The following is a 21,347-nucleotide window of genomic DNA, read 5'->3' on the forward strand; positions in this document are numbered from 1 at the left end:
CGCGTCTGGCGGGGCCGTTACGGTTCCCTCACCCGCCGAGCACGTTGGCACGATTTGCTGCAAGCCATTCGCGAACCGTCGTCGTCGACGTCCGATGATCCGCTCGACAAAGTCGTTACGTGCCCATACCACTTCGTTATTCTCTTCATACTGGAAGAACTCCTATAGAAACCGCAGTCGTTCGGCTTCCATCGCCTTGTGAGATCGAACTCGCTAAGTTGCGTCGAGCGATGCTTGGTGAGCGCAATTGACTTCTGTGAGTTCACGAGAACCTCACGGGCCGAACCTAACTTGGACAGCTCCGGCAATTGTTTCGCTTCCCGCAAACCGCTGGCGCAACTCGCGCTTGAGCAATTTGCCACTTGGATTCTTCGGCAGGCTGTCGACGAAGATCACGCGCTTGGGTACCTTGAAATGCGCCATCGCGCCGGCGCAATGGTCGATCACGGTCTTCTCGTCGAGATTCTGCCCAGCCTTGGCGACCACGATCGCTGTGACAGCCTCGATCCAACGGGCATCCGGCAATCCGATAACCGCCACCTCGGATACCTCCGACAGTCGGTAGATCCTCTCCTCTACTTCGCGGCTTGCGACATTCTCGCCGCCGGTCTTGATCATGTCCTTCACGCGATCAACCACCGTAATGTAGCCGTCACTGTCGACGGTTGCGAGGTCGCCGCTGTGAAACCACCCACCCCGGAAGGCCGCTGCGGTTTTCTCCGGATCGTTATAATAGCCGGATAATAAATGCGGCGAGCGGTGCACGATCTCACCGATCTCACCCACGTTGACGTTGTCCATGGCGACATTCACCACGCGCGCTTCGACATTTATTGCTGGCTTTCCGGCCGAACCAGCCTTACGCAGTTGGTCTTCCGGCTTGAGAACGGTCGCGAGCGGAGCGATCTCCGTCTGCCCATAAAAATTCTAGAACTTCACATGTGGCAGGCGCCGCTGCAATTCAAGCAGGACCTCCACGGGCATGATCGACGCTCCGTAATAGCCCTTTTGGAGCGTCGAGAGATCGGTCTGGTCAAAGTGCGCACACCGAAGCATCGCGATCCAGATCGTCGGCGGCGCAAAAAACGAAGTGATCTTGTGGGCTTGGATCAATGAAAGAATATTTTCGGCGGTCGGCTTTGCCGTGATGAGGCTGGTGGCACCAAGGTAGATAGCGGGACCGAGAAATACGTCGAGCTGCGCACAGTGGTAGAGTGGCAACGCATGCAACACGTTGTCTTCGGCACCCATACCGCCGTCGATGATGCAGCTGACATACTGCCACATCACCGCCTGATGGGTGAGTACGGCTCCCTTTGGCAGCGACTCCGTGCCGCTGGTATAGATGATCTGGGCCGGATCATCGTTGTCGACCGGGGCTTCGAGCTGCGAGCCGTCGGGATGCAGCAGATCGTCGAACGCCAGCATACCTGCGGGCGGCATTGCTGGATCTTCTCCGGGCATCCACACCAGCTTTTCGACCGCGGAACCTTTGGCGGCGGCCGTGCGAGCGGTCTCGACGAAATCCGCGCCTGCCGCCAGGATTTTCGCACCGGAATTGACGAGGATAAAATTGATCTCGTCGGGATTCAGCATGAAGTTGATCGGAACGAGGATGGCACCGATGCGCGCAATCGCAAACCGCATCGCGGCAAAGGCGTGGGAATTACGCGACAGGACCGCGACACGATCGCCCCGGTTGATCCCGATACCATGCAGCCCGCGGCCGAGCCGGTTGCAGATCACATCCAATTCCAAAAATGTCCAGACCTCCCTCCGCAAGTTACGGCGGACTTGTTGGGCGTGCGATCGGCCGATCGGCGCAACAGATCGCCAATCGAATGCTGCCGCGCCACCCGGATGGTGGCGGCGATCTCTTGCTTCATCTTTCTTCCGCTACTTGAGCCAGGTTGGTGACGCTAGCCCGCCTCGAGGCTTTGACGCGCGCGATCTCGAAAGGTACGGCCAGCGGAGTACATTGAGCACTCCCGTCCCTTCCCCTGAGAGAGTACTTGCGTCCCCGCCGCGACCGCGGAATCATGCGGGATGGAACACAATCTCTCCATGCGCTTGACCGTGATCGGCGGCGAGACGGCTGAAGGTGATTATTCCGTCTTCCGTGAGGAGCGGATCATCGGACGCATCCGATCCACCGAGGATCATGTTGACAACGCCCAAGTCTGGTCGTGGACCATCACCGTACCCTTACCCATGGTGGCTTGGTGCCACGGATCGGCTGAGAGCCTTGAAGCCGCCAAATGGGCCTTCCGGAGCGCCTGGGAGCGGTTCTATTCCGACCTGACGTCCGACGAGATCGCCCGCTGGCACTACGTCCAGGATGAAGCGGCGCGGCTGCTGAACAAGTTCTCAGAATAGGCACCAAGAAGCAGACGCAGGAGTTCGCGCGATCGGTCTCTTGAAGGGAGTGGTGGTTTTCGGATTCCGCTCGACAATCTAACGCCGGTTGTGCTGAAATCCGTCTGCACGCCACTGAGATGGCGTTTTGATTGAGGAATTTGCAATGACCGAAACCATTACGCTCGACATGGCTACGCGCGAGGTAGTCCGCGGCATCGTCAAGGACAGCTCGGTGCTCTGCACAGTTACCAGCGCTCCCCGATGTCTATGTCAACGTCATCACCAAAGCGGACACTGCCACCCTGCACAAGGGAGACGGCACCGTCCTTCCGAAAATGACGCGCACGCGATTCCATCTATTTCGGTCCAATACCGGCAATGAACCGTTTTCTGCGACCGTTGTAGTGACCGACCTGCCCAGCAGCCCGACCGACAAATCGGACATGCTCATGACGGCATTCAGCCTTGTCAGACACAAGCCGAAGGGGATGAAAATCAAAGCGAAGAAGAGGACAGCCAAGAAACCATAGGCCCGCACTAAGAACTCGCGGATCAATCTGTTGGCGACGCGGGGACGATCCTGAAGGGAGTGGACTACGCAGCAGCGGCAATCAGCGCGTTCGCCGCCTGCACGGCGGTGACATAGTTGAACTAATCCATACTGTCGCCAGCTAGCTGTTGCAGATCGGAGGCAACCATCCAGTCCCTGTTGCCGAGATCGGTCTCGTGGGTAGAGCCGCCGCCACCGCCAGATACCCAGTTCGTGTTGTCGATATTGGCAGCGCTTCTGATCGTTTTCCGCGAGGAAGCCAGCCTTGGGGAAAGGCGCCGTCGCGCCGCTGATCACAGATCCAACTCCGATGAAGAGCGTGTTGGGGAGCGCAGCAAGAAGCTGATTGAGTACACTCGCCACAGCCGTCGTAAGGGCTGAATTTCCGGCATCGCTTTGCGATCCAAGAAAGGAGATGATGTCTGGGTTCGCCGCCATGTAGTCGGCAACGCGATTTGCGTGGGACCATGCTGGGCTGTTGCCGGAGCCCGGCACGTTCCAGCCTGGTAACGGTTGCCGGACGTGGTTGGAAGAAGCATGCGGTATCGCGCTTGAGTATCTCCCCATCGGTCAAGGCGCTTATCCGACGTCAGCGGCGCGTTGCGCAAGGACCGCAAATGAGTCAGAGGAGACCTGAGCGGCCGAGAAAGAGAGCGAACATCCGCGTCACCCGTGACCAAGGCTCATAGGATCTCTAACACAATCAGGACTTGCATTGCGAGACCGTGTCTGGCTGGCTCTTGTCATCAACAGCCAAATCGGAACTCACCGTGATTCATTACGACCTCTTGCTGACTTACATGACGGTGGTTCTCGGACTCTTCCTCATTCCGGGTCCCGCCGTCCTCTTAGTGCTCGCGCGTTCGTCCGTGGGCGGGCGTCGCGTCGGAATAGCCACAGGTCTAGGCATCGCCACCGGCGACATGCTTCACACGGCTACGGCCACGCTTGGATTGTCGGCGGTGCTGATGACGTCGGCTCTCGCCTTCAGCCTGGTGAAATATGCCGGTGCCGGCTACCTCATCTATCTCGGCATCCGCGCATGGATGGAACGAGGCGAAGATCTCAAATTGGCGCGGTCGCGCTTGGTGGACGCGCCGCTTGCCTTCCGGCGGGCCGTTCTCGCGGAGGTACTCAACCCGAAGACGGCGCTCTTCTTCCTGGCTTTCATTCCGCAGTTCGTGCATCCCGAGCAAGGCTCCGTCGTGGCGCAGTTCGCGGTTCTCGGTCTTGTCTTTGTGATCATGAGCGCCATCTACACCGCGTTGATCGCTCTCGCTGCCGGGCAGATCGGCAGGTGGCTCGCTGGTCATAGCGGCGTCGGCCGCTGGCAAGGCCGTATCCTCGGAGCAATCTACCTCGGTCTCGGCATTCGCATGGCCTTGCAGCAAAGGTAGTGGCGTCGGGCCTCTTGGCCCGTCTGCGACCTTGGAGACCATCCACTCTTCGGCTGCTGTTGGCGGTAAACCCGACTAGGGCCAGCCGTTTAATAAGTACATGCCCTATGCCGGAGGACTCCAGCGAAGTGAGGCAATCCGACTGAATGCAGAGCACCCACGACCAGCATCAAGCCGAGTCATAAGAAACGCCAGGTAGAGAATCACGTCACGTTGTCCATCACCTAACTTGTAAAACGCCCTGCGCCTTTTCGGCTCCGCTTTAGCGAAGAACATACCCGGGAAGCTACGTTCCTATGTACAAGAAGAAGCCCGCCTCCTGCTGCGTCGGCTTCCACATAGTTCGTTGCTCGCAGGCCAGGGCCCAGGGTCCTTGGTTGTATTCGAGCCGAGCCCAGACTTTGCCGACTTTGTAGCGACCTCATTCGAGATCAGGTCGGCCGCCCAGCCGTTCATGGAACCGTAACCCGTGGCGTAGACGACCAGATCCGCCGGAAGCTCTGTCCCGTCGCTCACGATGACCAAATGCTCGGTGAGCTTCGAGCGGTGTGACGGAGATGCCGATGATGCTCGAAGCCGACGCGCTGCAAATCGCCGCCGGAACGTTGCCCTTCGCGATGGCGGTGAAGGCGATCGAGGATTGGACCGTGGACGGCAGGGCACAGAGAAACAAGACGCCGGCGGAGAGCGTCGGAGTCACAAGCGGCGACAGGATCGGCCTGAACGCCAGGCCCAATAGCGGAAACAGCACGAACGTCGTCAGCAGCACCAGTGCATGCCAGTGACTTGCCTGCCGCGATCACAGCTTCGCGCGACAGCTTTGCTCCATGCAGGAAAAACAGCAGGCAATGGCAAAGTCGGTGAGACGATCAACCGCCAGCGCCGCCGCGCCGCGGCAAGGCAGGATACTCGCCGCGACAACGGTCGCGACCAGCGCCAGGGTGAAATTCTCAGGCAGAAACTTGGGTTGGGACATGCTGGCGGTCCGTTCGCCAAGTCAGCGCGCTTTTCGACGCACTGGAAACATGCCCCAGTGAGAACAACTGACCCACTCATCGCGCTCGTTCGCGTATGCAGATGCGGATGTCATAGAGGTCATGGTCGTTTCCTACATTGTATGAACGATCAAGAAGTAGGAGGCGGCCGACCTTTCACCACTAAAACTCGATTCAGGGATCGTGACGGCAGACATGCTTCCCAGGCAGCAAAGCGCCCAGACCCGCTGGCCGCCACCAATCCGGTGACAGCCAGGCTCAGCAACGTCGATCCGATGAGGCCCGCAACAATCGGCAACCATTGCGACCGCAATACTGCGATCTCCGCAATGAGACCTACACCAGCCGGCACGAACAGAAGCCCCATGTGACGGATCAAGGTTTCAGCGGTGCGCTCCAGGCCATCGGTGATCGCCCGTTTCGCAGTCGACCCTTCCCCTCTGAAGACCAGCGCGGCGGCCAGAATTGACATACCGGTCCGGGTACGGGGAGTGCAAGGATTAGGCGAAGCAAATCGCCGGCGAGTTCACACGCCAGCAAAGCAAGAAAAGAGGGTATCATCATTTGGCCCGGCGACGTGCGCGAGTTCAACATCCGCGACAGATCGACCCTTCCAGCAACGTTTCAACCCGCGCATCCTCCCTGTCGATAGCGGCGTTCGTGCCGAGCAGCGGACCTTTCATCGCGTGGCCGCCTGTACCGGATGATGGCAGCGCGGTGCCCAGGGAATTCGTTCCTGGTGCGGCAGCACTCGTTCCGAGCGCGCCACCCATCGACATGTGCGATCCCATGGATCCCATGCCGCCACGGGCAAATGCCGCGGTGGCAGAGAGGACGAAGCAAATTGCAAAGCAAAACAGTGATAACGGCCTCATGATTCATGCTCCACGCGCTGAGGTGGTCTTAACCAGAATCTAGGTGTCTGGCGCGCGCCGGCCGGGCACGATCGCGAGAGCGATCGTGACAAAGAATACAGAATCGGCCTTTGCAGAGATCCAAGCTCTCCAGGCGTTTCGCCGTCTCGCAAGAGTGATCCGCAACAACGCACGATCCAGTGCGGAAATGCCTACATCTGTCTCGTTCGAGAAAATTCCATTCGGGAAACGCTACCGACAGAGCAGCAGTGATCGCGAGGCGCGAATTCTCCGCACGAGTGAAACAACGGAGAATGATGATGACTGTATTCAAGACACTGGTTGCTGCGGCGCTGATCTCGACGGCGACAATCCCGTCTGCGTTTGCAGCGTGGTCCTTCGCGGACCAGGAGCCCGCGGCCTTCGCGTCGATGTATCCCAACCGAGACGTACTGAATGGCGGCGCCTTGACGCCGGCGGGCAGGATGGGCCTCGAGCGTGCCGGCGGCGCGGCTCCCGTGTTCGCGGGCAGCAACGTCCATAACGGGGCAAGGCATCGTTGAGCACAGGCCCTGCAAAGCGTCATACGGGGTGCTGCCGCGGCCTGCGGTGCACCCTGTTTGCCGTTTGATCGCTCACTGCAACGTCAGATCCCGCCGCAATTGCAGCAACCGAGAGTGCTTCCCTCTGGACTGAGACGGCACATATTTGCCGCCGAGGCGAACGAACGTTTGTACACAGCTGGTGCTTTCACAATGTTCGGGCGCTTTCGGACACTGGAGGAGTGAATAGTCGAGCCGAACGACGTTTGAGTTGTCGTCGTATGTTGCAAAGTAGTGGCCGGCCTCCGCACTGGCGCCACACCTCGCCAGAACGATCCTCCTGAGCTCGGACGGGGACTGAGCAATCCTTTCGGCGCTCATTGGAGGATCAGAGGGTACGACCGGTACCGCGTAGCCTGGCGACAAACAGCCGGAGATTGCCATGCACATCAGTGTGAATGTGGTTCGTCACATCTTGTACCTCTTCAGACAGCAGCTCCTCCAGGAGGCATTCCCGGCGATCACAGATTTTGATTGGATCGGCGTAGCCTGAATCCAGGCTTTGCGAGCGCTCCAGCCGCTATAGTGACAACGAATTGACAATCACTGCATCAAGAGCCTGCGATGCCACAAAATTCTAAACTCAGGATCCATCCGCGGATCACGTGCGCCATTGACGCCAGGCCGCCTGACGCAATCAAGCTCCACTCTCGAAAGCGAATTGGACTTGCCGGCCCATGGCTTACGTTTCACCTCGACGATCGAACGTCGGAGATTTGAACGCGTATACACGTCTGTGCGGCGGCCGCGCTCCTGCTGAGCAGTGGCGCCTGTCCGGCGCAAGTCTCGACCATGGGCACGACGGCCATGGCGATACCGATAGCACCCGGCGCTGTTGTGTCGTCTCCACTGGCCGGACCGGGCCGTTTACGAGCCTTTTCTCGGCCACAACCGTTCCAGGTGCGCCAGCAACCACTCTGGCTTCACCTCCGCTGGCGCAAGACCCGACACTTCCAGGAACGAGCGTGAGTTGCGCGCCGACCGAGGTGGAGCTTTCGCCTTCCGTGGAGAGCATCACCTCCACAACCACCAGTGTTTCTGCTGGTCCCACTTCGGCGTTGAGCGCCTTCGGCGCCATCCCCAGCATGTCAGGGCCGGCCGCGCCGACGAGTACAAGCCTGTCGCCGACCTTGCCGACGGCCATGCCCTTGACCATCGTGGGCACGGTCACCGGCAGCACGACAGGCACGATCGCACCGGCGCCGTGCTCGGCAGCTCGACACCGGGAAGCTCATGCACGTCGGCACCTGGAAACACGCTGGCCAATGCTGCGGCCTTGCCGGCCTCCACGCCCGATGTCCCGCAGGGCCCTCCACCCGGAACCATTCAGTCGCCGGCGGTCGACGCCGACACGCTCAACACCAGCATCACCCCCGCGCCGAGCGTGATGCCGACTCCGAACACGGCTGCATGTAGCGAAAGCATTTTCGATGGACCTCGCCAATCCGGCAGCGGCGGAGTTCAACCCGAGTGGCAGTGCTGCCGCCATGCAGGTCGCGTCGCCGCCTACGGGATGTTAAGGAGACTGTTCTCGCTCGAACGAACGTTTTGGGACAGCTCGCTCAGCCGTCTTCCTGCTGATCATCGACGCGCCCGCCGACCCGGACAGGCCTTCAGGTTCGCTAGTGCGGCCCTGAACGCATGCCGGGTCGATCGCGCATCGGGCGACAAGCTCCTCAGCATATCTGCGGATTGTCGCCATGGTCACAGATGCCGCCCGGCTGCTCCGAGGGCGTCGTGGAATAGGCGCCGACGGGGGGGCCGGACATCCAGGGATGGCGGTCGAATTCATCGGCGAAGGGCAAGATGCTCCCAGGATGGGCGTGCTCCACGGCGTGCCGTTTATGCATGGGGTTCTCATATGCACTCGCAGCCGTCGTCAACATCGTGGTGGCGATCAGTGCCGCCGACAAGATCTTCAACATTGTCATCAACCTTCTCCATTCAAACACAAGGAGCATTTACTCTGTGAATGAGGTGCGGATTGATGCGGGAGATCCGAATGCAAGACTTGCTCACAGCCCGTCAATCCGCTGTGACCCGCTTAGGATACTATCTGATCCGCAGCCGCGTGCTCGCGAGCCCAAATTGGAGACGGCTATTCACCAAGCCGCGCCGCTGATCGGCCTCTCCTCGAGCTCGGAGCACCCGGGGCCGACCGCATCGATTAGCTCGTCTGCGGCCCGCGAACAGAGACCCGGTTTCCTTCGACCAGGTTCAGCATCGGGTTGAGGATCACCTGATCGCCCGGCTTGACTCCCTGGTGCACCTCGACCTACGTGCCAAAATCACGCGCAATCGAGAGCTTGTGCATGTGAACCACACCATTCTCCACGACTGCGACATGCAGGCCATTCTCATCGAACACGGCGGCGTCCGCAGGTATCACCATTGACGGCGACTTGCGTGGAATGAATAGCCCAACAGTGCAATAGAGGCCCGGCTGAAGCGCACCATCCGGATTGGGCACGTCGATCTCGGTCAGCAGCGTGCGACTGCCGGGCTGCAACGCGGTGGCGATCCGCGTGACCTTTCCTGGAAACGCTCGCCCGGGAAGCTCCGGGACCCGGACGACTGCATCGATACCGGCTGAACACCCAACGCCTCGTCCTGGGGCACGAATACCTGTGTGCGGATGACATCCGCATGCATCAGCGTGAACATGAATGTCGAACCGGCCTGCACCAGGCTGCCGTTATCGATGTTGCGCTGGGTTGTCACGCCGTCGAATGGAGCCACCACGCGCTGATAGGCCTTGTCCTGCTCCAGAACCTTGATCTGAGCTTGCTGGACCGCGATGTTCAACTTCGCCACTGCCTCCGCCGCCTGCTGCGCGCGCAGTGTCAGGAGGTCATTGTCGCCCTGCTGGGCGGTCAACCATCCCTGCTTGACCAGCCGCTGTCGCGCGCACTGGTGACCTCTGCGAGCTTGCGGCTCGCCTGTGTCTGCTGCAGGCTTCCCCGGCTCTGCGCCAACGTGGCCTGGGCTTTGTAAGGGACAGAAAACGCCGGGATCGTGGGACATGTCGGATAGACCCAGAACGGACTGCGCATCCGATTGACAAGTCGCCGTAACCAAACATGACGTGACCTCAAGGTCCACCCCAACTTTCCTGAATTGGAGCTATCAGTTGCAAAGCCAATCTGAGTTCCAACTTGGGAAAGCCCCGTTTTGCCAGGTCAGCAACCTGGTGGCGATGCAGGCGATACGCCCGGCGTTGCCGCGGAGGCTGGTGCCATCGTTCCCGGCGTTGCCAGATTCATCGTCGTGCTCTCGGCGCAAGCCGACGTATTCGGCGTCGGCACTACGATCATCGTCGGATCGATGCTGGTGCCGGCAAGCTCCGCGACCGTGGATTGAATCGTGCCAAGCGGGGGGCTGCTCGGCACTTCGGGGGTCGAGAGCGGCAAAGCCGCACCATTGGTCGGCGGACCTCCCGGCGTCGAGCTGCATACGGTGGTCGATGAGCTGCCGAGCGGGGACACCGGCGAAATGGTCCCGGTCGTGCTGCCGGTGATTGACGTTGGAATGGTCCCCAACGGGTTCGCTGGCATTTCTGCGGTTGCGTTACCAGTTGTGGACGTGGAAGAGGTAGGCGGTACTGCCGATATGGTCGATGGCGTGGAAACTGATGGCGTCGTTCCGGTTGTGCTGCCAATTGCCAACATGGAAGTAACTGGCACCGACGGAGTTCCAGGCGCGATTTGCCCTATTGGTGTGGAGCAGATGACGACGGTTCCCGGCGTAGCAGGATCAGAAGCCAGAGGCACCGGCGCCAGCGTCGTGTCAGGAGCGCCCGGCTCGGTCGTCGCCGAAAACGGGCTCGGGCCATAGAGCGGGGACGTCACGATCGTAGCCGGTGTCGATGGAAGGCCCATGGCTGTGGTGCCCATGGTGGAGATCTGCGCCAGGCAGGCGTTGCAGCCTGCTAGCAGGATGGACGTTGTGAATAGCAAGCGTCGCATCGCAATTCCTTCCTCCGCGGCGGTTTAGCTTGTTTGCGCTTTGCGTACTGTGCGCACCGCGACCTTGCTGCCCTCCGCCAGGTTCACCATCGGATTGAGGATGACCTGATCGCCCGGCTTGACGCCGTCGTGCACTTCGACTTCCGTGCCGAAGTCACGCGCGATCGTGATTTTTTGCAGACGGGCGGTGCCGTTCTCGACCACCGCGACATGCAGGCCATTCTGATCGAATACAACCGCGTCGGCCGGTACGATCATCGAAGGCGTCCTGCGCGGAATAAATAATTCGACGGTGCAATAAATCCCGGGACTGAGCGCGCCGTCCGGATTGAGAATGTCGATCTCGGTCAGTAGCGTCCGGCTGCCGGGTTGCAACGCGGTAGCGATTCGCGTGACCTTGCCGGGAAAGGTGCGATCCGGAATCTCGGGGATACGGACCACTGCCTCGACGCCGGGCCCAAGCCCGAAAGCCTCGTCTTGGGGAACGAACACCTGGGTCCGGATCACATTGGGGTGCATTAGCGTGAACATGAAGGTCGATCCGGACTGCACCAGGCTCCCGTTGTCTATGTTGCGCTGTGTGATGACGCCGTCGAACGGCGCCACGACGCGCTGGTAGGCCTTCTCCTGCTCGAGTATTCGAATCTGGGCTTCCTGCGCGGCAATATTCGACTGAGCCACTCCCATCGCTGCTTGCTGCGCCTGCAGGGTCAGGCGATCGTTGTCGCCCTGCTGAAGCGTGAGCCATCCCTGCTTGACCAGATTGCTGTCGCGCGCATTGGTGAGCTGGGCGAGATCGCGACTTGCCTGGGTCTGCCGCAATGTCGCCTGGTCTTGGGCCAGCGTCGCCTTGGCCTGCGCAATCTGGTGGTCAAGCTCGGGGGCGGTAATGTCCGCCAACGGGGCGCCGGCCTTGACCCTATCACCGATGTCGACGTAGCGCTTTTCAATATAGCCGCTGGTGCGCGCAAAAATATTGGCCGCCTCGAATGCCGTGGTGGTCGCCGGCAAACTGACCGTAATCTTGCTGTCGCTGGCGCGGACCGCCGCGACGCGAACGTCGGGGACAAAAGTCCTGCTCTGTTGCGTGGTGGCCGCGACCTCGAGGCCGGCCTGGTAGTGGCGCAAGCCCCCTATTCCAAGGGCGCCCAGCAATAGCAGCAGCGCGCTTCCGCCGAACAGCACTCCTCCGTAACGACGTCGCCCCTCGCGACCCCCATCGGGCAGCTCGACAACCCGACAGGTTTCCGGATCAACGCGATCCTCGACATTTTCACTTTTCGGCTGCACACGAATCTCGGTCACTCCGGAATCTCCTCGAATACGCCATGGTGAGGCTTTCCATCGTTACCCTTGCGCAGCATGGCGAACAGGTAAGGCACGATCAGCAATGTTGTCGGCGTCGCGAACAGCAGGCCGCCGATCACGGCGCGCGCGAGCGCAGCGTTCTGTTCCTCGCCGGCGCCGCCGATCGCCATCGGGATCATACCGACGATCATCGCGGCCGCCGTCATCAGCACGGGGCGGATTCGGGTGTGACCGGCGCTCAGCGCGGCCTCAAAGGCGGAGTGACCTTTCAACTGCTGCTCGCGCGCGAAGGTCACGAGCAGAATCGAGTTCGCCGAAGCAACGCCGACCGCCATGATCGCCCCCATCAGCGAGGGTACGTTCAATGTGGTACCGGTGATGAACAGCATCGTGACGATGCCGCAGAGCGTCGCCGGCAGGGCCAGGATCACCACGAACGGATCGCCGAAGGTCTGATAGTTCACGACCATCAGCAGATAGACGAAGACCGCGGCGAACAGCAGGCCGATGCCCAGATTCCTGAACGCGGCGTTCATGCTCTGAATCTGGCCAATCACCTGAATTGAATTGCCTGGTTTCAGCTTCTTCTGCAGCTCCTTTGTGACCTTGTTGATGTCGGCCGCCACGCTGCCGAGATCGCGACCCTGCACACTGGCATAGATGTCAAACACCGGCTGGATATTGGTCTGGTTAGAATTGGTGGCGACCTTGTCCCGCTTGAACGTCGCGACATTGGTGAGCATGCCCGGAACCGTTTGGCTGAGTCTCGTCGCCAGAGACGCGGAAACCGGCGTGTTTCCTAGCGCATTCAGCGAGTTGACTTTGTATTCCGGTGTTTGCACGGCAAGATAATACGGAATCCCCGAGGTCGGATCGGTCCAGAAGTTGGGCGATACCTGCTCCGACGAACTGAGGCTGACATTGATATTGGTGGCCACCGTGCTTGCATTGAGGCCAAGCTGCGCCGCGCGGGTCCGGTCGATGTGGGCGAAGAACGCCGGCGCGTCGACTTCTTGCTGCAGATGGGCGTCGACGATACCGGGTATGGCCGCAAGCCGCTGCCGGAGCTCCCTTGCAACCGAAAGATTGTTCTTGTCGTAGCCCACCGTCCGAACGTCGATCTGAGCCGGCAGTCCGAAGTTCAGAATCTGCGTTACCATATCGGCCGCCTGGAAATAGAATGTGTCCTCCGGGAATGCGGCCGGCAGTACCTCACGCATTTTTTTGACGTAATCAGCGGTCGGCTTGTGGCCCTCCTTGAGCGCCACCTGGATGACACCATCATTGATTCCGATCGTCGAACCGTCGGCGAATGCCAGATTATAGGCTCGCGCCGGCAGTCCGATATTGTCGACGATAAGGGACCGATCGTTTTCCGGAACGATCTCGCGAATCTTGTCCTCAACCGCCTGGAAGATCGCCTCGGTGCTTTCGATGCGGGTGCCGGCGGGAGCGCGAACGTGAAGCTGGATCTGGCCACCGTCGATGAGCGGGAAAAAGTCCCGGCCAACGAACACCAACATCACCGCACCGAGACCGAGCATCAACACGGCGACAATCGGCACGATGAATCGCCGACGAAGCAGAGTCGCCAGGAATGTCGAATATCCGTCACGCAGGCGCTCGAAGCCGCGCTCGAATGCGGCGGAAATCCGCGAGAAAATGCCCCCGGGGGGAGTGCCTTCGTCCGTGTGATGACGTTCGCTCCTGAGCAGCAACCCGATCGTGATCGGAGTCAGGGTCCGCGACAATCCATAGGAAGCCAGCATCGCAAATACGACGGCAAGTCCGAGCGGCGTGAACAAGTACTTGGCCGGTCCGTCGAGGAAAACCACCGATGTGAACACGCAACTGATAGCAAGCGTCGAAACCAGCGTCGGGACCGCGATTTCCGCAGCACCGTGCAGGGTCGCCTCGAAAAGCGGCATACCCTCTTCGGTCCATAGACGGTGGGTGTTCTCGATGGTCACGGTCGAATCATCCACCAATATGCCGACCGCCAGCGCAAGACCGCCCAGCGTCATGGTGTTCAGCGTTTCGCCCAGAAAGTACAGCACGATGAGCGACGACAGGATCGCCAGCGGAATCGAAATCATTACCACCAGGGTCGACCGCCAGGAGCCTAAGAAAATCAGGATCATCAGCGCGGTGAGAGCTGCCGCGATGGCGCCTTCGCGCAGTACGCCATTGACAGAGTTCGTGACGAACACCGACTGGTCGAACAGCTCGCTGACCTTAAGTCCGGCCGGCGCGGCGGCGCGGATCGCCTGTAGGGCGTTCTTCACGCCGTTGACGACCGCCAGCGTCGAGGCATTGCCGTTCTTGATCACGCTAAGCAAAACCGAGCGGCGGCCATCCTCGCGCACGATGTTCTGTTGTACCAGTGATCCGTCACGGACCTGTGCCACGTCCTTCAAGAGGATGGTGGCGCCGTTGGCGAACTTGACCGGCATCATGTCGAGATCATTGATCGTCGCCGGCGTCGCATTCGTTCGCACCGTATACTGGGTGTCTCCGATCTTTGCCGTTCCCGATGGCAGCGTCAGGTTCTGCGTATTGACTGCGTTCACGATGTCGAGGGGGGTCAGCCCCCGGGACAGCAGCTTGTCCGGGTCGATATCCACCATAATCTGACGATATTTGCCGCCGGCCGGCGTCGGCAGAGTGACGCCAGGTACGGGCGCCAATTGTTGCCGAATGCGGTACATGCCGAAATCGTAAAGCTGTTGCTCGTTCAGGCTGTCCGAACTGAGACTGAGCTGCAGGACCGGGACGCTCGACGCATTGAACTGCACGACAATCGGCGGCTGGATGCCAGGGGGCATCAGAGCGCGAATCGAATTGGTGGCGGAAACGATCTGCGCGATAGCGAGGTCAACATTGACATTCGGCTGAAAGTAGATCTTTTGGATCGACAGACCATTGAGGGTCTGCGCTTCCATGTTCTTGATGCCGTTGACGCTAGAGCTGATGGAATATTGGCTGTAGGTGGTGACGCGCTGCTCCATTTCCGGCGTGGTGAGACCGGTGTATTGCCAAATGACCGTCACCACGGGGATGCGGATTTCTGGAAAGATATCCGTCGGCATTGACCTGACGGCGGCGACGCCAAGAAACAAAATCAGCGCTGCCAGCACATAGAAGGTGTGCGGAAATCGGAGAGCGAAACGAACAATGCCCATTGTCTTTCCTTGCTGCGTGCCCGGGTATTCCATTTGCCAACCGGCTGCGTCCGCTATTTTGATTGTACCTGCACAACCGGACGGGGCAGGTCGGCGTGCCGCTCTGTCGGGTAAAGGCGCATGAGGAACAAGATCATGTTTTACCTCCGAGATAGCTGGCCGTTGCGTGCGCAGACTCTTCGACGTCTGTGCCTCTCTCGTTCTCGAAATATCTCCGTACAGGGTTCACGCGACAAAGCTCTCATCAGAGCAGCGAAAGCTCCGGTTACCCGAAACATGACCGCCATGCGCAACGATCCCAATTAAACTCCAATTTATCTTTCTGAATTGATCCCAGTCATCAATGAACGCATGTTGGGGACCAAAACGAGATAGGCACCCTGTCATCCACTCACGCGGCATTGGAACAAACAGCTCGTGAGCAGCAGGCACCGCTGCAAGCGCGGTTCGGTGGGATATCCGACGGGATGGACGCAAATACCAGGCTCCGAAAGCAACAGATCCTCGCCGGCTTGCGCACCTAGGCGCCCGCTGCGTTTGGGCGATTAATCGCGCGGCCACGACCGCCCTCCAGCGCTGGAGCATTTACTCCTCCCACCGGCGCAGCACTCGAAATTCGATGGGCGGGCTTCGGTAGGCGCGCTGCGCTTACCAGTGTCCCGATAGACGTACTTATTTCTTGACGAAGATTTCGCCGATGGACGCTATCGACGTTGGATGGGTTGCCGCCCATTGTTCGATTTCCGCGATCTCCAGATAGTACTTGGCCATCCTCAGCAAGCGCTGACGCGTTCCTGGGTCGTCTTCGTGGTCAGCAAGTTCGGTCAATTCGGAAGCACGTCGGGTCAGGTCTGATGGATCTATCATGTTTAGGTACCTCGCGGCTCGTGACCGTGACTTCCGCAGGCCATCTCATGCCGCGCGCTTTATTGCCACGCTGCATCGCCAATGTTGCGCTGGGTTGGCCATCCACGAAGGGCAAAGCGGTTCACGTCAGCGGTATATTTGATCGCGCTGCGTCATGGCAATTCTGACTTGGTCTCCATCGTCGTACGGGCAGCGGCGAACCAAGCGTCGCCAGCCGCGCAGCAATCCGTGCAAAACTTAAATTCGGGAGTTACGATGTTTTGACCCGTGGCCGACGCTGAAACGTGCGATGTTATAGCGGACGTTCTCCCATGGTCAGCCTTTGACCCCGAGCGAAACGGGTCAGTCGCTCGTCCTGTGTTCTGGTTCACCTTGTGACTCTCATTCACCGACATGGATGGTGGCGACCATAATAGCCGAGGAAGGTGTCCGGTGCGGAGTCGTAAGAGTGGTAGCGCTGGGCGCGGAATGTGGGACTAGCGCGGCCCATTCCCGCATAAGCACTGTTTGCCGGATAAACACTGGCCGCGCCACCAGGTAGCTCCGAGCCCATAGCGATTCTCCATTTTCCTCTTCTGGGCGAAAATTCGCGCTAGCGACTGCTGCTCTCGCGGGCGCTCCCTCCAGATTTTTCTACACAACGACTATCTCGGCATTGCAGGTGAAAACACATGCAGCATGAAGATCACTATTCGCCGAATGCGCAAATGGTTCCCCAGAGATGCGCCTAATTTAGCCGGGCCGATCCATTCTCTGCGCAGCTTTTTCAGCATACACGCGGGTTATCGCCGACGTCGCAATTGTCCCCGTCCGGGGGCGCCGTAGAAAATGCACCGATGCGCGGTGCTGTAATGCCGACACGGCCGTCATTATAGCGGGCGGTCGGGGAGGCGTTCGCATTGGCGTCCTCTGCGAGGTGCCGCGAGGTTACATGGCTCGTGCGAGCCATGGCGGGCGTTGCGAGCATGGCGGCAGCGATCAATCCAGCCGAAAAGAGCTTGATTGTGGTCATTGAACTTCTCCTTTGGATGCAGCAAGCCAAAGTCGTTTGGCTTCTCCAAGTGACATGTGGGCAGATACGAATTTCTGAACGCAACACTAGCTCACAATCGTTCAACGCGCCGTGAGCCTCTTGCACGATGATCAGCCACTCGATTGAGAGACGGCCAGAATGACTGGCTCGAATTGTGGAGCTATGGACCGCGTTTTGGAATGCGCACGAGTTGCCGATCAGCGGAGTCGTTTTGCATCGGCCACGGATTGGCAGACAATCCTCATTCTCACGCGTTATCATCATGCGATGCGCGAACTCGCGCTATCTTGAAAAGACGTGAGAAAGTTTTGGCTGTGAGGACTCGTAACCCTTCCCACTTCGATAGCGAGGCCAAAACGTTGGTCTCTCGTATCCAATGGAGAAACTGAAATGACCAAATTTAAGCTCTTATCGGCGGGATTGATCACCGCCGCTATGCTGGCAAGTCCGGCCATGGCTCGCGAGAATCATATCACTTCGCACCGGGATAACGTCGACGTTGCTGCCACTGGGCATTACGCTGACGGACGCGTCTGTCAACTAGCTCCCCGCGTCGGCTCTTTTGCGGGCGAGCCCTGGGACAACGGCCCGCCTTGTGAACCCGAGACAGGTTTCTGATCTGTCCTGATCGCAGAGCGCCGGCGCAACAACGAAGCAGACTGATGTTGTGTGGGCCCGAGGCCGGCAGCCGCGACCGCGAAAATGTTGGGCCGGAGAACAATGCTCCGGCCCGACTTCTTGCATGAACATCACTTCTGCATTGCTCCAGGTGCGACGCCACTCCCAGCAAACATGAAGGTTTTTATAATCGATTTCATCCACGTCAGATCTCACTTCAATGCAAGGCAACTGATGATGGAGGTTCAATATGAAATCGATTCCAATACTCGTACTCGTCTCGGCAACTGCGCTGTCCGCACTTGCCTTGTCCGGCTCCGCCGCGACGGCGGGGCCCATTGTCCCGCCCGGACACTACTGCATATCCTATGACGAAGGCGGCACGGATTGCAGCTTCACGAGCTATGCACAGTGCCTGGAGACAGCGTCTGGAATTGCCGCGGAATGCTATGGCAAGACCGCTCGCGACGACGAAAATGATCGGGCTTATATCCCGCATTGGTAGCGGTCCTATTTTCCGACAACGCTTCACAAGAGAAGGAACGTCACGATGAGACGAATTATGACAATGCTGGTGACCACCATGCTCGCCGCAAGCATGCTTGCGGCTAGAGCAGAAGCGCGTGGTGGCGGTGCCCACATCGGCGGCTTCGGTGGGGGCCGCGTCAGCTTCGGTGACCACGTGGCCTACGGCTCAGGCTTCCGTCACTCCGCAACGCACCGTTTCGGGGGTATCTGGCCTGGCTATGGTGGCCTGTTTGACTATGGCCTGGACTGTTACAATCCCCACTACCAATATCCGCCATATCACCGGCCGCCCTACTGCGGTTGATCCTCTGGTGCAGCGGGCTTTGACGGCGCAGATTCGAAAGTCGGTGCTTGAGTGATCCGTCGTCCCTCCGGTACTTCGGCATGGGAAATCCACGTCAACTGCTTAAGCGCGATAACTCGCGGGTGAAAGCACAGTGGCGAACTCGTCGCGACCGATTCAGCCGCTTTCCTTGCGCTTTCCTTGGCGTGTTCGGCACGACCGAAAGCGCGCCGAAGCAATATCCCCTTCACCCCCCGGCATAGGTTACTGCTGTCACCTGCCAAAATGATGCCGGCCCGAACGATTTCGCGCTGGAGTTTTGGGCTGAAATTTGTTTGGCTTCATCCGCTGGCGTTGCGTGCAGTACAACGAACCACCGCGAGTTAATCATGCTCAGCGTGTCATCCGGCGCGGTCTCTCCCCAAGTTCAGTCGCTCCGCGCGGCCTGATGCTTACGATAGACCTACCAGCTGTCTGTTTGCGAGGCGAACAGCGGATTGAGGATCGTGCGTCGGCAGATATACCGTCGGATGGATTTGGGCGAAAACTCTAATCGAGTCCAACGTTGCGCAGGAAATGCCCTCGTGCGCACTGACGCCGTCCACCCTGCCGGCGAGCATCAAGCGCTCATTGTAGGAGGTATCGCCAGCAAGAAAATGCGTTGTGCCGTCCTCCTGGCGTACTAGTACGGAGGCATGATCCGCAGTGTGACCTGGAGTGGCCACCGCGACAATGTCCCCGGCATGTGTCAATCGTCGGCTGCGAGCGAAGGGCCCAAACGGTTCCGCGGCGAGTTCAAGCGCTGTTGGATCAAACCAGGAGGGCCAACGATGAGGAAGGTATCCGCGTATTCGCCCCGCCCATCCACTTGCCGTGCGAAGTTCGCCGGAGGCAACAAGGATTTCACTATTTTGGAAATGTGCCAGGCCGCCATCATGGTCCATGTGCAAATGAGTGAGAACGACCTTTTTTACATCACGTGGTCCAATGCCCAGCGCACGCAATTGCGGACCGATTTCTTCTTCCCTATCGATTCGAAAAACGACTTCCCATCTGGCAAAGGGATGATACGACGCTCCGGTTTCGAGCAAATGCGCTCCCTGGCCAGTATCGACTACGATAACACCTTCCTTGTGCTCGATCGCCCAAGCGTATGTCGGCAACCACTCGGTCCAGTTCCGGTCGGTGAAAATGGCAAGCCGTCGTGCCAACCCGTGTCCGTGTCCTTCGACCTGCGCACGTTTTATTTTAACGAAGCCGGTTTGGATTGCATGAATACGCATGGCTGCTTCCGTCCTCCGTGTCATCAAAAAAATTGTCCGATGTGATTTGACGTGGCTTCTGTTTCGTTCTGTATCATTGTGCTTCCAGCGCTTCTTGGATGGGAAACCGCGCCAAGAACCAGGTGATCCCTATCAAATCTGCTGTCCCTCCCGGACTTAAGTGGCGCGCGATCAGCGCATCATCAAACGCGGCCATCTTGCGCAATCCGTCCGGCGCCAGAACGCCACCCTCCTCGAGGAGCCTTCTGGCGTAGGCGCGGACATAGTCCCGGCCGGCGCCACCGCCGCGTGACAGAAGATTGGTGTCATTATTGACGGCGAGCAGATTCAATAGCGCTTGCAGGAGCATCAGCTCCTCGTTGATACCGCTCGACCGCAATTGGTCGTAGACCGGTAGCGCGGCCTCGCGCACCGTCGCATATCCCGAAGCGGCCTCGCCCCTTGCGCCGACGACCCCATAGCGCCGGAAGACGCGTTCGCCCGCCGTACGCGCCTCTCCCCTGGCCTTCAGCTCGCGATCCACTAGCCCGACGCAGATGCTGGCAACCTCATCGCACAGACGCTCGCGCGTTATGGAGATCCCACGCCCTAAAAGACGACCAGCCCCGAAACAGAGCAAGCCAAGCGAAAAGATGCCGCCCTTGTGCGTGTTAACGCCGTCGGTCGCCCGCAGCATCGCTTGTTCGCAGAGCACGCCGACCGGACGTACCAGCGAGAGCGATGCACTCGCGGCGATATAGGCACAAGAATTACCGATCTCCACAAAACGCGGCCACCAAGGTGCAATGGCGCGCGCGCTGGCCAGGAACGTGTGCATGTCCATGTCATGGTGAGCGCCGCAATTTCGTCGATCGACCAATCCGGGTTTGGGCGTGAGCATCAACTCTGTGAGCAATGCCCGATCCGCATACGCGGCGAGCGCGCTGGCAGTCCTCTCCAGAGGCTCGTACCCCGCCGATGATGTCAGCGGACTAATTGACTGAGCGCAGATCATAGTCATGAACGATCCTGGCTATCGTGCTCAGTAGTTCTTCGAGCGGATGCAAGCGCGAGCGGCCGCAGGCATGGGCAGGCTGCTCGCATAACAGGCAGCGGCGCGGCGAAAAGCTCAGCTCCCGACGGGACAGCGGGCCACTTCCAGGCGCGATAACGTCGAGATCCCAAAGACGCCCGATCGGGTGACAGTCTTCCAGAGCGGCGGTGACCGACTTGACGATCCGCGCTTCCGCATCAATGACGTAGAGCGCTTCGGGACCGGTCTCCCGCCACAAGACCTCGCGCGACAATACGTGCCACCCGCGCTTATCTGAGATGGCCTCCAACTGCTTGAGCGCCTCGCTCAGTACCCGTCGGGGCAACCAGCCATCCTTCACCGGGCCGGGCATCACCACAGTCATGGATACGAGCGGTTTGCTAAAGCACGCCAAGGCAGCGGCTTGACGCGCGGCTCGCTGCTCTCGAGCCGCCAGCATCTGTTCGAGGCTGACGGCGCGCGCGACGGCGGTCTCGGCCAGCGCACACATG

The 21,347-nt window shown here is 59.5% G+C and carries 18 protein-coding genes and 3 pseudogenes; 6 read left to right on the forward strand and 15 right to left on the reverse strand.

The features are described 5' to 3' along the window. Positions 1-273 precede the first annotated feature (273 nt). Positions 274-1,886 (reverse strand): annotated as a pseudogene (locus tag ABIB06_RS10070) (acyl-CoA synthetase). A 160-nt stretch (positions 1,887-2,046) separates the two neighbouring features. Between ABIB06_RS10070 and ABIB06_RS10075 the strand changes: the two are divergent. After that, entirely contained in the window at positions 2,047-2,376 is a 330-nt protein-coding gene (locus ABIB06_RS10075) for a hypothetical protein (RefSeq protein ID WP_354049452.1), read from the forward strand. A gap of 1,302 nt (positions 2,377-3,678) precedes the next feature. Then, positions 3,679-4,305: a LysE family translocator gene (locus ABIB06_RS10080; protein ID WP_502916549.1), complete on the forward strand. Its 627-nt coding sequence runs from the start codon at positions 3,679-3,681 to the stop codon at positions 4,303-4,305. 304 nt (positions 4,306-4,609) lie between these two features. Here ABIB06_RS10080 and ABIB06_RS10085 read toward each other — a convergent pair. From ABIB06_RS10085 to ABIB06_RS10095, 3 genes and pseudogenes are all read right to left on the reverse strand, one after another. Continuing rightward, a pseudogene (locus ABIB06_RS10085) lies at positions 4,610-4,848 on the reverse strand (NAD(P)/FAD-dependent oxidoreductase); the annotation flags it as partial. After that, positions 4,847-5,281: pseudogene (locus ABIB06_RS10090) on the reverse strand (bile acid:sodium symporter); the annotation flags it as partial. The pseudogenes ABIB06_RS10085 and ABIB06_RS10090, both read right to left, overlap by 2 nt. Positions 5,282-5,430: 149 nt before the next feature. Then, on the reverse strand, positions 5,431-5,772 hold the full coding sequence (locus ABIB06_RS10095) for a CidA/LrgA family protein (protein WP_354049453.1): 342 nt from the start codon (positions 5,770-5,772) through the stop codon (positions 5,431-5,433). Positions 5,773-6,474: 702 nt separating this feature from the next. On the opposite strand from ABIB06_RS10095, the gene ABIB06_RS10100 reads away from it, so the two are divergent. Continuing rightward, on the forward strand, positions 6,475-6,717 hold the full coding sequence (locus ABIB06_RS10100) for a hypothetical protein (RefSeq protein WP_247446029.1): 243 nt from the start codon (positions 6,475-6,477) through the stop codon (positions 6,715-6,717). Between the two features lie 1,715 nt (positions 6,718-8,432). On the opposite strand, the gene ABIB06_RS10105 is transcribed toward ABIB06_RS10100, so the two are convergent. The 3 genes from ABIB06_RS10105 to ABIB06_RS10115 all read right to left on the reverse strand — a co-directional run bounded on the left by ABIB06_RS10105 (position 8,433) and on the right by ABIB06_RS10115 (position 9,633). Continuing rightward, positions 8,433-8,687 carry a hypothetical protein gene (locus tag ABIB06_RS10105; RefSeq protein ID WP_354049454.1) on the reverse strand — a complete coding sequence of 85 codons (255 nt, stop codon included), beginning with the start codon at positions 8,685-8,687 and terminating at the stop codon, positions 8,433-8,435. 344 nt (positions 8,688-9,031) lie between these two features. After that, positions 9,032-9,340 carry an efflux RND transporter periplasmic adaptor subunit gene (locus tag ABIB06_RS10110; RefSeq protein WP_354049522.1) on the reverse strand — a complete coding sequence of 103 codons (309 nt, stop codon included), beginning with the start codon at positions 9,338-9,340 and terminating at the stop codon, positions 9,032-9,034. Further along, on the reverse strand, positions 9,238-9,633 hold the full coding sequence (locus tag ABIB06_RS10115; protein WP_354049455.1) for an efflux RND transporter periplasmic adaptor subunit: 396 nt from the start codon (positions 9,631-9,633) through the stop codon (positions 9,238-9,240). The genes ABIB06_RS10110 and ABIB06_RS10115 overlap by 103 nt, the downstream gene beginning before the upstream one ends. 294 nt (positions 9,634-9,927) lie before the next feature. Here ABIB06_RS10115 and ABIB06_RS10120 point away from each other — a divergent pair, with 294 nt between their 5' ends. Beyond that, positions 9,928-10,116 carry a hypothetical protein gene (locus ABIB06_RS10120; RefSeq protein WP_247446032.1) on the forward strand — a complete coding sequence of 63 codons (189 nt, stop codon included), beginning with the start codon at positions 9,928-9,930 and terminating at the stop codon, positions 10,114-10,116. 96 nt (positions 10,117-10,212) lie between these two features. Next, positions 10,213-10,590 carry a hypothetical protein gene (locus tag ABIB06_RS10125; protein WP_354049456.1) on the forward strand — a complete coding sequence of 126 codons (378 nt, stop codon included), beginning with the start codon at positions 10,213-10,215 and terminating at the stop codon, positions 10,588-10,590. Between the two features lie 155 nt (positions 10,591-10,745). On the opposite strand, the gene ABIB06_RS10130 is transcribed toward ABIB06_RS10125, so the two are convergent. The 5 genes from ABIB06_RS10130 to ABIB06_RS10150 all read right to left on the reverse strand — a co-directional run bounded on the left by ABIB06_RS10130 (position 10,746) and on the right by ABIB06_RS10150 (position 17,090). Continuing rightward, complete coding sequence (locus ABIB06_RS10130; RefSeq protein WP_502916548.1) at positions 10,746-12,017, reverse strand: efflux RND transporter periplasmic adaptor subunit; 1,272 nt, start codon at positions 12,015-12,017, stop codon at positions 10,746-10,748. A 5-nt stretch (positions 12,018-12,022) separates the two neighbouring features. Beyond that, positions 12,023-15,211, reverse strand: coding sequence for an efflux RND transporter permease subunit (locus ABIB06_RS10135; protein ID WP_354049458.1), 3,189 nt, complete (start codon positions 15,209-15,211; stop codon positions 12,023-12,025). A gap of 672 nt (positions 15,212-15,883) precedes the next feature. After that, positions 15,884-16,078 carry a hypothetical protein gene (locus ABIB06_RS10140; RefSeq protein ID WP_247446036.1) on the reverse strand — a complete coding sequence of 65 codons (195 nt, stop codon included), beginning with the start codon at positions 16,076-16,078 and terminating at the stop codon, positions 15,884-15,886. Positions 16,079-16,463: 385 nt separating this feature from the next. Continuing rightward, positions 16,464-16,631: a BA14K family protein gene (locus ABIB06_RS10145; protein ID WP_354049459.1), complete on the reverse strand. Its 168-nt coding sequence runs from the start codon at positions 16,629-16,631 to the stop codon at positions 16,464-16,466. A gap of 213 nt (positions 16,632-16,844) precedes the next feature. Next, positions 16,845-17,090, reverse strand: coding sequence for a hypothetical protein (locus ABIB06_RS10150; RefSeq protein WP_354049460.1), 246 nt, complete (start codon positions 17,088-17,090; stop codon positions 16,845-16,847). Between the two features lie 889 nt (positions 17,091-17,979). Between ABIB06_RS10150 and ABIB06_RS10155 the strand changes: the two genes are divergently transcribed. Then, entirely contained in the window at positions 17,980-18,234 is a 255-nt protein-coding gene (locus ABIB06_RS10155; RefSeq protein WP_247446038.1) for a DUF3551 domain-containing protein, read from the forward strand. 758 nt (positions 18,235-18,992) lie between these two features. Here the strand turns inward: ABIB06_RS10155 and ABIB06_RS10160 are convergent. From ABIB06_RS10160 to citX, 3 genes are all read right to left on the reverse strand, one after another. Next, the gene (locus tag ABIB06_RS10160) at positions 18,993-19,823 is read right to left on the reverse strand and encodes an N-acyl homoserine lactonase family protein (RefSeq protein ID WP_354049461.1); all 831 of its coding nucleotides are present in this window, start codon (positions 19,821-19,823) and stop codon (positions 18,993-18,995) included. Positions 19,824-19,896: 73 nt separating this feature from the next. After that, positions 19,897-20,823, reverse strand: coding sequence for a triphosphoribosyl-dephospho-CoA synthase CitG (citG, locus tag ABIB06_RS10165; RefSeq protein ID WP_354049462.1), 927 nt, complete (start codon positions 20,821-20,823; stop codon positions 19,897-19,899). After that, positions 20,795-21,346, reverse strand: a complete 552-nt coding sequence (gene citX, locus ABIB06_RS10170; protein WP_354049463.1) for a citrate lyase holo-[acyl-carrier protein] synthase — start codon at positions 21,344-21,346, stop codon at positions 20,795-20,797. Before citX ends, citG begins: the two co-directional genes overlap by 29 nt. Between the last annotated feature and the right edge of the window lies 1 nt (position 21,347).

Source organism: Bradyrhizobium sp. LB8.2 (assembly GCF_040548035.1).
GTDB lineage: Bacteria > Pseudomonadota > Alphaproteobacteria > Rhizobiales > Xanthobacteraceae > Bradyrhizobium.